The 15,566-nt window shown below is 40.5% G+C and carries 9 protein-coding genes; 5 read left to right on the forward strand and 4 right to left on the reverse strand.

Going from position 1 to position 15,566, the window contains the following annotated elements; translation table 11 throughout:
• Positions 1–2 precede the first annotated feature (2 nt).
• Positions 3–2,486, forward strand: a complete 2,484-nt coding sequence (locus EAX61_RS06650; protein WP_121916901.1) for a DUF5686 and carboxypeptidase regulatory-like domain-containing protein — start codon at positions 3–5, stop codon at positions 2,484–2,486.
• A 61-nt stretch (positions 2,487–2,547) separates the two neighbouring features.
• Here EAX61_RS06650 and EAX61_RS06655 read toward each other — a convergent pair whose 3' ends face one another.
• Entirely contained in the window at positions 2,548–3,684 is a 1,137-nt protein-coding gene (locus tag EAX61_RS06655; RefSeq protein WP_121916902.1) for a hypothetical protein, read from the reverse strand.
• Between the two features lie 110 nt (positions 3,685–3,794).
• Positions 3,795–6,221, reverse strand: a complete 2,427-nt coding sequence (gene pheT / locus EAX61_RS06660; RefSeq protein WP_121916903.1) for a phenylalanine--tRNA ligase subunit beta — start codon at positions 6,219–6,221, stop codon at positions 3,795–3,797.
• Positions 6,222–6,316: 95 nt separating this feature from the next.
• Between pheT and EAX61_RS06665 the strand changes: the two genes are divergently transcribed.
• Together EAX61_RS06665 and EAX61_RS06670 are read left to right on the forward strand one after the other, a co-directional pair.
• A complete protein-coding gene (locus tag EAX61_RS06665; RefSeq protein WP_121916904.1) occupies positions 6,317–7,534 on the forward strand; it encodes a peroxiredoxin family protein in 1,218 nt (405 codons plus the stop codon).
• Positions 7,535–7,557: 23 nt separating this feature from the next.
• Complete coding sequence (locus tag EAX61_RS06670) at positions 7,558–8,640, forward strand: hypothetical protein (RefSeq protein ID WP_121916905.1); 1,083 nt, start codon at positions 7,558–7,560, stop codon at positions 8,638–8,640.
• A 4-nt stretch (positions 8,641–8,644) separates the two neighbouring features.
• Here the strand turns inward: EAX61_RS06670 and recG are convergent, their stop codons facing one another.
• Complete coding sequence (gene recG / locus EAX61_RS06675; protein ID WP_121916906.1) at positions 8,645–10,747, reverse strand: ATP-dependent DNA helicase RecG; 2,103 nt, start codon at positions 10,745–10,747, stop codon at positions 8,645–8,647.
• 101 nt (positions 10,748–10,848) lie between these two features.
• On the opposite strand from recG, the gene EAX61_RS06680 reads away from it, so the two are divergent.
• Positions 10,849–12,990, forward strand: coding sequence for a M1 family metallopeptidase (locus EAX61_RS06680; RefSeq protein ID WP_121916907.1), 2,142 nt, complete (start codon positions 10,849–10,851; stop codon positions 12,988–12,990).
• Positions 12,991–12,993: 3 nt separating this feature from the next.
• On the opposite strand, the gene EAX61_RS06685 is transcribed toward EAX61_RS06680, so the two are convergent.
• Positions 12,994–13,512: a DUF7935 family protein gene (locus EAX61_RS06685; protein WP_121916908.1), complete on the reverse strand. Its 519-nt coding sequence runs from the start codon at positions 13,510–13,512 to the stop codon at positions 12,994–12,996.
• Between the two features lie 207 nt (positions 13,513–13,719).
• Between EAX61_RS06685 and EAX61_RS06690 the strand changes: the two genes are divergently transcribed.
• Positions 13,720–15,543 carry a hypothetical protein gene (locus EAX61_RS06690; RefSeq protein ID WP_121916909.1) on the forward strand — a complete coding sequence of 608 codons (1,824 nt, stop codon included), beginning with the start codon at positions 13,720–13,722 and terminating at the stop codon, positions 15,541–15,543.
• Positions 15,544–15,566 lie beyond the last annotated feature (23 nt).

Raw genomic sequence — 15,566 nt, forward strand, 5'->3', positions numbered from 1 at the left:
TTATGGGAATTAAAAATACGCTGTTATTGTTCATATTGCTGTGTTCCACCACCATTTTTGCCCAAATTAAAGGAACGGTAAAGGATACCTCAGGTGAGGCGCTTCCTTTTGTAAATGTGTATTTAGAAGGTGGTTTTGAAGGCACAACGACTAACGGTGACGGTGTTTACGAGCTTGATGTCCTCAAAAAAAATGCGGGGACATATAATGTTGTCTTCCAATTTTTAGGTTTTCAAACAGTTAAAGAAACCATCACTACAGACGATGCAACGTACGCCCTAGATATCACGATGCAGGAAACTTCGACTTCACTGGACGAAGTTATAGTACAAGCAGGCGTAAATCCAGCAGACCGAATCATCAGAGCAACGATAGATAACAGGCGAATTAATCTTGAAAAAGGGAGTGAGTACACCGCAAATTTCTACTCTCGAGGACTCTGGCGAGTAAAAGATGCTCCAGAGAAAATAATGGGGCAGGAAGTAGGAGACTTGGGCGGTGGTCTGGATAGCACCCGCACGGGAATTATCTACTTAAGCGAGACCATTTCTGAAATTGCATACCAGCGACCAGATAACTTTACAGAGAAAATTATTGCGAGTAAGGTGAGCGGAAACGATAACGGCTTCTCCTTTAACACGGCGATAGATGCCAATTTTTCCTTTTACGAAAATACAATAGACCTCAATGCACAAATTATCTCGCCCATTGCCTCAAATGCCTTTTCCTACTATAAATACACGCTCCTCGGAACATTTTATGAGGATGGAAAACTTATAAATAAGATTGAAGTTACTCCCAGAAGGCCAAAGGATCGCGTCTTTAGCGGATTAATTTATGTCGTAGAAGATGATTGGCAACTGTACGGCGTAGAGCTTGATACTAACGGCGAGGCCATCCAAGTACCGGTCGTTAAGGATTTAAAATTTAAGCAGAATTTTGTCTTCGACGCCAAAGCAAATCAATGGGTAAAACTCTCGCAGGTGATAGATTTTAGCTTTGGTTTTTTCGGATTTAACGGCGATGGGAGATTTACGGCGGGTTATACGGACTATGACTTCAACCCACAATTCACAAAGAATTCATTTACAAATGAGGTGCTATCCTTTGCCCCAGAGGCAAATAAAAAGGACAGTCTCTACTGGAGCACAAAACGTCCTGTCCCGCTCACGGAGTTAGAAGCAGACGATTATGTGCGCAAGGATAGTATTCAGGTGGTACGTAAATCTCGTAAATACTTGGACTCCATAGATACTAAGAATAACAAGTTCAAATTGACTTCTCCCATTTTTGGCTACACGTATGCAGATACCTATAATCGCTGGAATGCGAGTTTTTCAGGGCCATTGCAAGCCATTCAGTTTAATACGGTACAGGGATGGCACGGGACGGCAGATATCACTTATTTCTCGTGGAGTGATGACGATTATCAGAAGACTTTTTCCGCTTTCGCGAAAGCGAACTACGGCTTCTCAGACGACCGCCTGCGCTATACTTTAGGATTCTCGCGCCGTTTTAATCGTACTAACAGAGCCTTTTTGAGTGCCCGTGGAGGAATTTCATTAGAACAATTTAATCCAAGCGAACCCATAAGCCCGATTGTAAATACAATTGCGACCTTAGGGTTTGAACGTAACTACGCAAAATTTTACGAAAAAGCCTTCGCCGAAGCATCCTACAGTCAAGAGTTATTTAATGGCTTGCGATTGTTTACCAGAGCGAGTTACGAAGAGCGACGCCCTGTTTTTAACACAACCGACCAAACATTTTATCCCAAAGATGATATCCAGTACACGAGTAATAATCCGCTGGCGCCATTAGATTTTGAAAATGGGGCTATCGATAAGCACGATCTCGTAAAAGCTCAGGTAACTACCACAATTAACTTTGGTCAGAAATATTACAATTATCCTACGGGGAAGTTTAATATTTCAAATGACAAGTATCCTACATTGTATCTCACCTATGAAACGGGAGTTATGGCGTCTAATGAGGATTATAATTTTGACCAATTACGTATTCAGTTAACGCAAGGATTTGACATAGGAAATAAAGGGCGTTTTAGATATAATGTTAAGGCTGGAACGTTCTTAAATACGGCCGATGATATAAGTTTTGTGGACTTTCAACACTTTAATGGGAATCAAACTAGAATAGGAAGAGGTAGCTATCTGGACCGTTTTAACTTATTACCCTATTATGTGCGCAGTACAAATGATAATTATGTAGAAGCTCACGCTGAGCATAACTTTAGAGGGTGGATACTAGGAAAAATACCCGGAATTAATCAGCTTAATTTTAATCTCGTAGCGGGTGCTCACATACTTTCAACAACAGATGGAAGTCCCTACACGGAATATTCTGTGGGACTTGACAACATAGGTTGGGGCAAGTATCGCTTTCTCCGTGTGGATTACGTGAGATCACAAGGATTAGGAAGTCGTACAGATGGTGCTTTTATTTTTGGGCTTAGTCTAGATTTTTAAAAGAAAAAACTCCCGCAGATTGAGCGGGAGTTTAAGTATGAGTATTCTTCTTTATTCTTTTTTATTCTTTTTCCATCGTAATAATGATCGTTTCTACATCGTCCAGATCGCTTAGGGTAAAGGTGTTTCCTGAGATTTCAATAGGTAAATCGAAAAACACTTCACCTTCACCAGCCGGGAAAGTTTCACTATCTACATCACCGTTATCATTGTCAGTGAAGGAATTTTCTACGAGGAGGAGTTTTTGAGATGAATTATTATATGCCCAAGCACCGTTTGACGTGTATTCATAAAATCCATCCTCATCTAATACTTCTTCGCAATTTTCTTGGGAAGCATCAAAATCTAGTGGCTCACTGATACGCTGTACAAAGGTATAACTACCATCTGCATTAAAAGTAAATCTTAATACATCTATGGTAACGCAGTCTTCAACAGTGACAGTATCTCCATTGTTACAACCTAGATTAAAGGTATCACAATCTTCATCACCTATACCTACTGTTGTTGTTTCTCCTTCAAAGATAACCGTTTCACTTTGAAGATTCCAAACCCCTAGTAGATCATCATTACCCCCAAAAGATTCCACAACAATACATACATCTTGTGGAAGACTAATATTTCCGGCATCATCATAAACACAAACTGAATAGCAAAAACGACCAGCTGGAATTGAGCTTGCAAATCCTACATCTAATGTTCCAAACTCAATCATACGTGACATTTCATTTATTCTATTTCTGTTTATAGAGAGGTTGCCAAAATCTGAACTGCTTCTACCATTAAGAGCATCGGCAGGAATATCATAATAAGAATCTGCAATATTTCCATCTACGTCACTGATAATAAGATATACTCCGTTAAAGATATCATCGCTTGATATATTTTGCTCAAAACCTTCTCCTACTAAAGCACTGGGTGCATCATCAAAGGTAAAGTCAATTCCTCCAGTGGCCTCAGGTGGAGCAGCTGTTATTTGAGTAGCTCCGGAAATACGGAGTCCGTCTGCAACCGTGTTTGCATTAAGAGCATCACCCTCTTCAGACGAGCCATTATCTCCATTGTCTCCGTTATCTCCATTGTCACCGTTATCTCCGTTGTCATCGGTTTGTTCCATGGCATCATCTGTAGTGTCATCACTACAATAGGTAAAAGTTGAGGCGATTAACACCAGCATTAAAATTCTCAAAAGTTTCATAAATAAATAGGTTTATATAGTTAAGGGGCAAACATATTTTAATTTCAATCAAAAAAAAATACCCATAATAGGGTATTTTTCAATCATTTAGTAGGTAAAGTATTACAAAACTATCTTAGTGTTGCTCCGAGTTCCTTCTCAAAGCGCAGTTGTAATTTATGCATCACTTTATCGATATTCTTATCAGTAAGTGTTTTATTCTCATCTTGTAGCATAAAGCTTACTGCATAACTCTTCTTACCATCGGGTAAGTTTTTACCTTGATACACATCAAAGAGGTTTACATCTTTGAGTAACTGTTTCTCAGTTTGCTTTGCGAGTGCTCTAATATCCTCAAACTGCACTTTTTCATCTAGCAATAATGCAAAATCACGTCTTACTTCTGGATATTTAGGGATCGGTTGGAACTTAATCTTATTGCGAGAAGCCATTTCCAGTATATTATCCCAATTAAAATCTGCATAATACACATCCTGAGTAATGTCAAAATGCTTGAGCACAGATTTCTTAACAATACCAAATGTGACCAATGTTGTCTTCCCTAATTGTAACGAGGTTGCTTCCGCAAAAATATCATTCTTGACACTTCCAGAGCGTACTCTTGTAATTCCCAGACGCTCTAAGGTAGCGTTTACAATTCCTTTGAGATAAAAGAAGTCCGTAGTACCTCCCGTGGTTGTCCAACTTTCATTTGTTCTTTCACCAGTAACAAAAACAGATAAGTGCTTATCTTCTTGTCGATTATTCTCATATTGATGATACGTTTTACCGAACTCAAAGAATTTCAAATCAGAGTTTCTTCTATTACTATTATAGGCAATAGCTTCCAGTCCAGAAAATAGCAACGACTGGCGCATTACACTAAGCTCACGTCCTAAAGGGTTGAGCATTGTAACGTGGTGTTCTTCCTTCAGCATTTCAGAGAGGGAAGCATAGGCTGGCGTCGTAAGACTGTTTGCCATAATCTCATAAAAACCTTGTCCCACAAGTTGGTTTGCAACAACATCTTGAACTTTATGGTCTTCAAATTTTGATACGTTTGCTACCGTAGCATTAAGTTTCGTCCCAAAATTGATATTGTTATATCCATAAACCCTTAGGATTTCCTCAATAACATCTGCCTCTCTCGTGACATCATTTCTATAAGCGGGAATAGTCATTCCCAGACCAGACTCTGTAACGTTATTTATCTTAATATCTAGCGAAGAAAGAATAGACTTAATGGTTTCTCTAGGAAGTTCTTCACCTATCAACTTCGTAGCATTTTCAAAGTTTAAGAAGACCTGTTGATCTTCTATTTTCTTAGGATATATGTCTACAATCTCACTAGTAATTTCTCCACCCGCCACTTCTTGAATAAGAAGCGCTGCGCGCATAAGTGCATAATCTGTAATATTCGGGTCAATCCCACGCTCAAAACGGAACGAAGCGTCGGTATTTAATCCGTGACGCTTTGCTGTTTTACGTACCGTTACTGGCTCAAAATAGGCACTTTCTAAAAATATAGAATGTGTGCTTGCAGAAACTCCGCTATCTATCCCGCCAAAAACTCCAGCAATACACATCGGTTTCTCAGCATCACATATCATTAAGTCTTCCTCGTGCAATTCACGTACTACACCGTCTAAGGTTGTAAATTTTGTCCCAGCCTCAAGTGTCTTAACCTCGATCTTATTTCCAGTAATTTTAGTAAGGTCAAAGGCGTGCAACGGTTGTCCTAACTCGTGAAGTACGTAATTTGTAACATCTACAATATTATTGATAGGGGAAAGCCCTATCGCTTTCAACCTGTGTTGTAACCACGCTGGAGAGTCTGCTACTTTAAGTCCGCTTATGGTGACACCAGCGTAGCGCGGTGCTTTTTCTGAATCAATTACCTGAACATCAACTTTATGAAGTCGGTTTTCAATATTAAAAGAACTTGTAGAAGGAGTAATGAGCTCTGTAGTAATATCTTGTTGTGCGAGACCCGCTTTCAGGTCGCGAGCTGTTCCCCAGTGGCTCATGGCATCTGCACGGTTTGGGGTTAAGCCTATTTCAAAAACAGTATCATTTTCTACGTCAAAAACGTCTATGGCAGGAGTTCCCGCAACAAGACTTTCGTCCAGAATCATAATGCCGTCGTGGCTTTTTCCTAGTCCTAGCTCATCTTCGGCACAAATCATCCCGTGGGATTCTTCACCACGAATTTTTCCTTTTTTAATGATCCAGGCTTCACCTTCGGCAGTATATAGTGTTGTGCCTATGGTGGCTACGGGTACCTTTTGACCAGCACCTACATTAGGAGCACCACACACGATTTGGACGGGAGCATCTGCACCTATATCCACCGTGGTGACATTTAATCTATCTGCATTAGGATGTTGCTCACAAGTAAGTACGTGACCTATCACAATGCCTTCCAGACCACCTTTTACACTTTGATACTGCGATATTCCTTCTACTTCTAGTCCTAGGTCGGTAAGTAATTCTCCAGTCTTTTCGGCATCCCAATCAAGGTTGATAAACTGCTTAAGCCAATTATAAGAAATCTTCATTCAATCCATTTTTGAAGGCACAAATATACCATTTACTGTTCTTTTTGTACGGTTTTTTGATATTTTACGACCTAGCTATATCAATGAAGTAACTTATGAAAAATATATTCTGGTTCATTTTAATTTTAAGTGCACTTTCGTGCAAAAATGAGCCTCGTACGCTCAAATCTGGACTCTGGCGAGCAACCTTAGAAGTGCAAGACAAAGAGCAATTGCCATTCATTTTTGAATCCAAAGAAGACGGAACACTCGTCATCCACAATGCAGAAGAGCGCATTCTCATTGATGAGATTAAAATTAAGGGCGACAGCATCAGGATACAGGCGCCTGTTTTTGAGGGGTTTTTTGCTGGAGTTTTTGATAAAAGTGGCCAGACAATTTCTGGAGATTTTATAAAACCTAGTTTGGATAGGATTGTTCCCTTTGAGATGGTGTATGGGGAGGCATTACGCTTTCGCGAAAGCGTAAAAAATCCCACTCAAAACATTTCAGGTAACTGGGAAACCATTTTCAGTCCAGAATCAGATGCAGACCGTTACATCGCCAAAGGGATCTTCTCACAAAAAGGGAATATCATTACAGGGACATTTAGAACCACCACAGGCGATTATCGCTACCTCGAGGGGACAATGGATGGAAATGAATTCAAGCTTTCCACCTTTGACGGAGCGCACGCTTTTCTATTTACGGGTTCGGTGACTGACAGTACGATGGAAGGTCATTTTTATAGTGGAAACCATTGGAAAGAACCCTTTCGCGCAAAGCGAAATGAGAATTACGACCTTCCAGATGCAAAAGAACTTACTTATTTAAAAGAAGGCTATGATAAGCTGGAATTTTCGTTTCCAGATGCTTCGGGAAAAATGGTTTCGCTAGATGACGAACGTTTTACTGGAAAGGTAACGCTGGTGCAACTTCTAGGCTCGTGGTGCCCTAATTGTCTAGAGGAATCCAAATTTTATGTTGATTTTCTCAAAAGCAATCCTGACGTTGACCTTGAGGTCATTGGGTTAGCCTTTGAATACGCACTTACCGAGGATAAGGCTTGGGAGGGGATCACAAGGCTTAAAAAGAGATTAGGGATAGATTATCCTATTTTACTCGCACAATACGGCGATTCTGATAAGAAAAAAGCACAGGAAAAATTACCGATGCTTAATCACGTGATTTCCTACCCTACAACGATTTACATAGATAAGAAAGGTGTGGTGCGTCGTATTCATACAGGCTATAACGGTACAGCAACAGGAAAAGCACACCAAGATTTTAAAGCAGACTTTGAAAATTTCATCGCCACGCTGACTGCCGAGTAAATCGTATCTTTAGAAAAAAAGCGATGCGTAGATTTCTTTGGTCTCTGGTAATTCTCAGTACGCTGGGATGCTCAAACGACGATGATGTAGTGGTTGAAAATGAAAGCACTAGTGAATTCTCTTCCTTTACTGCGATTACTCTAGATGATGAGTTTATATATCAATACAATTTTAGCGAATCCAGTCAAACAGCGACCTCCCGAAATCTTACATTAGAACTTAACATCGCTAGGCAAGTCGAGTTTGTACACGAGCAACAAGCGGTCCTTGGTTTTTACAGAGAGCGTATGGTGTGGATTCGCAATTTTGAGACGGACAACACAACGCTTTTCACGGACTTTGTGAGCCCGGGAAATAGTGAGCGCAGGGAAGGAGTGGTAAACGACGATACGCACATTGTACTTTTGTATCGTTTTCCTGAGAATTTTGATGAACTGCGACTACGTGTCATAAATGTGACTAATAACGTTATCTCAAATATTGCTCTAGGTGCAAGCACGTTTGCTGAAGCGTATCTTAATGATGGTAAAATTGTAGTTACTGCGCAACGGGAAAATGACACCCAGCTTTTCTTAATAGATGCAACGACGGGGGAAATTGTAAATGAAGAAACATTAACGAATACTACGATTAGAGGTTTAGTATTTGGAACAGAAGATGATTTTTATCTTTTTGATAGTGTGCAGATGCAGTATCGCTATGATATCAATGGTATGAATAGATTAAATGTTACCGAAACAAACTTTTTTGCTTCCCCAAACACTTTTTATGAAGTAAGGGGCACAAAGGTTTACAGCTCTTTTGACTACCAGCAACCTTCTCTGTTTATTAATGGCCCACAGATTTATGATTTAGAGACCAATGAAGTGCAACGCATTGATATTCAAAATGCTTACGCCAGATATGCTTTAGAAAATGAGCTGACAGGGGAATTGAGAAATACTGATTTTACTTATGATCCAAATACGGATGCCTGGCTTTGTAATTACGTACTAGCCAATAATGCAACCGAAACTTATGGTGTTTTTAAGTTGACCAATGATGGAGAAATCATAGGCGTTATTGAGACGGAGCGGTTTGTGAGTCGATTTTTGAGGGTGGAGTAGTGGTTTAACTTATAAAACTCCAGATATTCTTAAACTTCATCAGTTGTGTGTACACAAACTTGATAATGCGGTTCTCCTCTTTGAGTAGGGTAGGGTCGTCTTTTAAGACTTTCCAAGCCTCGTTTCGAGCAATTTTGAGGATATCGTTGTCTCTTATGATATCTGCGATTTTTAGGTTGAGCACACCGCTCTGTTGTGTTCCCATAATATCCCCAGGACCACGGAGCTTTAAATCAACTTCGGCAATTTCGAAGCCGTCGTTTGTGCGGGTCATTGTTTCTAAACGTGTTTTACTGTCGCTGGAAAGCTTAAAGCTGGTCATTAGGATACAATAACTTTGCTCAGCCCCGCGACCTACGCGTCCTCTCAATTGATGTAATTGACTCAGTCCAAAACGCTCTGCACTCTCAATAATCATTACAGAGGCGTTGGGAACATTTACGCCAACTTCTATAACGGTAGTTGCGACCATAATTTGGGTTTCTCCTTTTACAAACCGTTCCATTTCATAATCTTTATCGGCCGGTTTCATCTGTCCGTGAACGATTGAAATCTGATAATTAGGCTTAGGAAATTCTCTGGAAATACTCTCGTAACCATCCATCAAATCCTTGTAATCCATCGCCTCAGATTCTTGTATTAATGGGTACACAATATACACCTGTCTACCCTTCTTAATTTCGTCCCGAATAAAGGCAAAAACTTTGAGCCTATTTGCATCATATCTGTGCACCGTTTTTATGCTTTTTCTACCTGGCGGAAGTTCATCAATTACACTCACATCTAGGTCTCCATAAACTGTCATCGCGAGGGTGCGGGGGATAGGGGTGGCGGTCATCACAAGAACGTGTGGCGGGTACTCATTTTTATGCCATAATTTGCTTCGTTGCTTTACGCCAAAACGGTGTTGCTCATCAATGATTGCAAGCCCCAAATTCTTAAATTTTACTTTATCTTCGAGAAGCGCGTGAGTGCCAATTAAGATACTTAAAGAGCCATTTTCAAGATTCTCGTGTATAATTTTGCGTTCTGAAGTTTTAGTTGAACCTTGAAGTAGTGAAATACTGGTATTGAGGTTTTTACATAATTCTAATAACCCATTGTAATGCTGAACTGCCAGGATGGCAGTAGGAGCCATTAAACAGGCTTGAAAACCGTTGTCAAGTGCTATGAGCATTGACAATAGCGCCACTATTGTCTTTCCAGAACCTACATCTCCTTGTAGTAAGCGGTTCATCTGAGCATTAGATCCTAAATCTGCTCTTATTTCCTTGAGCACACGTTTTTGAGCACCGGTCAATTCAAAGGGCAAATGGTTGTTGTAAAAGTCCGTAAAAATCGGTCCGACTTTTTCAAAGGGATAGCCTTTAATTTTTGATTTATGCGCCATATTTTTACGCGCAAGTTGGAGCTGTATATAGAATAATTCTTCAAATTTAAGTCGGTACTGGGCGCGTGATAATTTGGCTTGAGATTGAGGGAAATGTATGTTGAAAATTGCCTCGTTTTTTGGCATCAATTTGAGCTCCGAAATTATGGGTTTTGAGAGGCTCTCAAAGAGGTGGTTTTTTGCCTCCAAGAATAGCGTTTGCATTAACCCATTTATGACCTTATTTGTAATCCCTTTATTGGTCAATTTTTCGGTCGAAGGGTAGACCGGTTGCATTGCACTTCGCAAACTTTTTTCGTGCTCCGCGAGCGGTTCCATTTCTGGATGTGGCATCGAGTATTTCCCACTGTAATAATTTGTTTTCCCAAAAATCACATACGGCACATTGAGCTTAATACTCTCCTTAATCCACTTATGACCTCGAAACCACACGAGCTCCATTTGCCCGGTGTCGTCCTTAAAAGTTGCGACCAGCCTTCGTCCTTTTCCCTCCACCATCTTGAGGTGGGTAATTTTTCCTATGATCTGGACTTCGGCATTCGTTTGTTGCAATTCGCTCACCTTATAATATCGCGTTCGGTCTATGTAGCGGTGCGGAAAAAGATGGATTAAGTCTTGAAACGTATGAATCCCGAGCTCCGTGCGTAGCATATCGGCCCTGTTTGGACCTACGCCTTTCAGATAATCTATGGGAGTTTGAAGGAAAGTGGGATTCATTAGAGTAAAAATAACGTCTTTCCTTAAAAATCTGCAATGCTACTCAGAAAAAGAAAAGAGACTTACTTTATGAATGGCTTGAAAGTTGCTATTTTCACGCTATGAAGCACTTCTTTTATTTGATGTTTTTGGTTTGCGCTTTCGCGATAACTTGTCCCGAATTTATTTCGGGAGCGTACTCCCAAGAAATTTCTCCTCAAACCGCTGTTATTGACTTTAAGGAGGCTAGCGCATATCTCAAACTCAATCCTGAGATTGCCGAAGTGAGCGGTAGCGTGACTTACATTTTTGACGTACTGACCACCGTAGATACGCTCAAACTGGACGCACGTAATTTTAGCAAGGCCAGCGCATCCCTTAATGGAAAGTCTGTAGACATTGTAAAAACTGCTAGTGCGCTTAAGATTCCATATCCATTCAGCCCATCACAGCGCAATATTCTGCAGGTTGATTATGAGACTGCGCCTCAAAGCGCAATATACTTTGTAAATAATCAAGGTTCGCCACAGCTATGGACGCAGGGGCAAGGGAAGTATACTTCGCACTGGTTGCCCAGTATAGATGATATGAATGATAAAATGACGTTTGACTTTAAAATCGAGTCTCCATCCAAATATACTGTGATTGCAAACGGGACTTTGTTGAGCAAATCTGTGGAAGAAGACAATACCGTCTGGGAATATGATATGTCACAACCTATGTCCAGTTACCTCACGGCAATTGTTGTGGGTGAGTACAATAAAACGGTCGAAGCTGCCACGTCTGGAGTGTCATTGGAGCACTATTACTATCCACAGGATGCTGAAAAAGTAGAACCTACCTATCGCTATACCAAGCAGATTTTCGATTTCCTAGAGACCGAAATCGGTATTCCATACCCTTGGAAAATCTACAAGCAGGCGCCTGTAAAGGATTTCCTATACGCAGGAATGGAAAACACCAGCTTGACTATTTTTTCAGACAGTTTTATGGTGGACAACATAGGTTTTAATGACAGGAATTATGTTAATGTAAATGCGCACGAGCTGGCGCATCAATGGTTTGGAGATCTTGTTACCGAAACCAGAAGCGAGCATCACTGGCTTCACGAGGGCTTTGCGACCTACTACGCTTTGCTTGCAGAGCGGGAGATTTTTGGCGATGATTATTTTTATTTCAAATTGTACCAAACTGCAGAACAGCTAAAGGAATTGAGCGATGCTGGCAAGGGGCAAAAGCTGGTAGCCACCGGCGGGAGCAGTCTTACCTATTATCAAAAAGGGGCTTGGGCATTGCATATATTACGAGAAAAGGTGGGTGAGGACGCTTTCGCGAAAGCGATAAAAGCATATCTCCTAAAACACGCCTACAAGAACGTCACTACCGAAGATTTTATGTCTGAAGTTGCCTCCGCCTCTGAAATAGATCTGTCCAATTTTACAAAAAACTGGTTGTACCAATCTGCTTTTCAAGCCGAAGAAGCGCTAGAATCTTTAAAAAAGAGTGATTTTATGCGACAGTATTTTGAACTCCAAGCATTGCGAGGCGTTCCCTTTTCTGAAAAAAAGGAAGCCCTCGAGGAAAATCTAGCTCAGGATAATGAGTATCTGGGTCAGGAAGTAGTATATCAACTCGCCTCAGAGCCTGTTCAAGAGACACTGCCATTGTATTTTCAAGCATTTGATTTAAATAATATCTACATAGACCAAGCGATTGCAGAGAGTGTAGCTCCCGAGAAAATAGAGCGTAATCTGAAAGCCTTATTTTTAAAAATGCAAGCAGATGTGAGTTATGAGACTCGGGAAATGGTGCTATACAAGCTCTGGGCAATGCACGATGGTGTGCTCACGCAAGAAAAACTAGATGCCAGAAAGAAGGTTTTAGATGATTTTGATGGTAGTTTTGGGTTTAGCGATGGGAATATTCGGTTGCTCTGGCTCGCCTTGTCATTTGCCACACCAGACTATCGAGCGGAGACCTTAAATAAAAGAATAGATGAACTCACGGGATACACGCATCCAAGTAATCCTTTTCAACTACGGGAAAATGCTTTCCGCTACGCATTGCAACTCGACGTGGTAAATGAGACGGTGTTAAAGAATCTTGTTGAGGCTAGTGTACATCATACGTGGCGCTTTCGCGAAAGCGCAAGAAAAATGCTTGCTCAATTTCTAGAAAATGAGAAGTATAAAAGCCAGGTAATTCAACTCAAAGAAGCTTTACCAGAAAATCAAAAAGCGTATTTAAAAAGAATAGGTCTCTAGTGCCTATATAATCTCTGCCACTTCTTTTTTGATATATGATAACCCCGCGTCACTAGGAGTTTGGTGATCCATTAGGTCGCGTAAAATGGTTTCGCGCAGTTTATCACTTGTAGTCACTTTTTCATTCATACTGGTCTTACGTATGATAGATACGGTGGCACTTTTTGCGGTGCGAATTACATTCCAACACTCTTCTGTTACATATACTTGTTGGGTCAAGTTGTGTTCAAATTCCTGCTCGATGGTCTTGAGTAGCAAGCGTTCATATTCATCTTTATCGTCACTAAAAGGCTTCACGCGTAACAATAAATTAGAAGGAGCGATACGTTCTAAAAGCAAGGTCAACCGCTCATAAGCTTGCAGTTGTAAGGGAAGTGCAGTTTTTTGATTGTCTTTGTGTAATAAAAACCGACGACGACCTTCCTCGTTTTTTGTGTACTGGCTAAAAAAGTAAACAGATACTAATGCTACAATAAGTGCTGGTAGCAAATTAAAAAATAGGTTGATCACATTAAATTCCATATTCAAGTAGATTTATTCGGTAAATATAAGCGGATTTAGGTAGTGTTACAACGTTGTTTTTTTTGGTGTTAGTACACTTTCGCGAAAACTTGTCCCGAGTTTATTTCGCGAAAGCGTAAAAACCATCCTTTCTATTTTTTTTACGATATAGGGTAACAAAAAACATTCATCGTTGATATAAGGGCGTAACAACAAAAACTTATAACGATGAAAACGCTAAGACTTTTAACAACCGTACTTTTTGCACTCACCATAATTTTTACTTCGTGTGAGCGTGATGATGATTTTACTCCTAACGATGGTCAAATAGATATGACTGATGATGATGGAGGTAACGACAACGATGATGATTCCGTTGGGAATTTAGATCAGTTTTTTGGAGCTCAGATTTCGAGAGATTTTTTGGGTCAAGTAATAGATGAAAACGGAAATGGGATTGCTGGAGCACTCGTAAAAACAGGAGGCACAATGGTGTCCACAGATAACAACGGTGTGTTCTTTATGGAAAATGCTACCGTAAATGAACGTTTTGGGTACCTAAGAGTAACAGCAAGTGGATATGTGACTAGCGGTCGCGCCACTCTACCGACTTCTGGAACAAACAAAATAGAGATAATGCTTCTCTCGGCAGATGTAACTGCGACAGTAAATAGTGGTGTTGCCGAAACCGTGAGCCTTCCTAATGGAACTCAAGTGAATTTATCTGGGGATTACATAGATGAAGATGGAAATCCATATTCTGGAACTGTAGATGTAATCTTAGATTTCCTTGATCCCGCATCACAAGACATAGACGCTGTAATGCCAGGAATGCTATATGCTGAGGATGCTTCTGGAGATGAAAGATACCTCGAAACTTTCGGAATGATTTCAGTCGAATTGAGAGATTCAAGCGGAAATGAAATAAACATAGACCCTAATAGTCCTGCAGAACTCCGCTTTCCATTAGACCCAGCGTTGCAAGGTGTTGCACCTTCTACGATTCCATTATGGAGTTTTGATGATGTGCTTGGATACTGGATAGAGGATGGAGAAGCAACACTTCAGGGCAATGAGTATGTAGGTGAAGTAAGTCACTTTTCTTTCTGGAATTGTGATGCTCCATTTCCTGTAGAAGATTTTTGTACCACGCTTCTAGATCCATCTGGAAATCCACTTACCAATACATTGGTAACGATAAGTAGCCCAAATACACCATTTCCGCGTCACGGAGTTACAAACCAAAACGGAGAAGTATGTGGAAAAATACCTTCAGGAATTGCCTTAGTTCTAACTGTTGAAGACTTTTGTGGAAACTCTGTATTCTCAAGCACGATAGGACCATTTACAGCTACAACGACCTATGGACCCATCACGATTACTCCAGGCGGAGGAACCGCATCTCAACAAGTAACAGGACAGTTTAATAATTGTTCAGGTAACCCCGTGACAAACGGATACGTAGTGGTAGATTATGCAGGATCTCAATTTATAGACTATGTGAGTGCAGGAAGCTATACGGTAAACTTGATTTCTTGTGCGCCTAATAATACCTTCACCGTAGAGGCTATTGATGTTGCAAATCAAGAAACGAGCGGGCAGATTGCCTACACGTTCACACCGCCAGTTACAAATCTAGGTACACTCACCTCTTGTAATGCTGTAGCAGAATACATAGAGTGGACCATAGACGGGACTGCATATTTTGAAACGTCTCCTATTAGTAATGACACAAATCTTGGAGGAGGATTTACCGTATATGCAAACGCAAGTAGTAACTTCTTTTATATGAGTAGTTCAGATACAACACTAGGAACATATACTTGGGGTAACGGGATACAAGCACCTCCAGGATCTATGGAAATGGAAATGTATGAAGTGTTATCCTCACAAAATGTGGATTACAATCAGCCTATAAATATCACATTTCAGCTTAATGCTTATGGACCTGTGGGAGGATATATCGACTTGACCTTTGCCGGAACATTTATAGATAATACGGGAGCAACAATTCCTATAAACGGATCAATGCACGTGATACGTGATAACTAAAGGTACATTTGGTTGTATTACTT

Source organism: Dokdonia sinensis, assembly GCF_003688895.1.
GTDB lineage: Bacteria > Bacteroidota > Bacteroidia > Flavobacteriales > Flavobacteriaceae > Dokdonia > Dokdonia sinensis.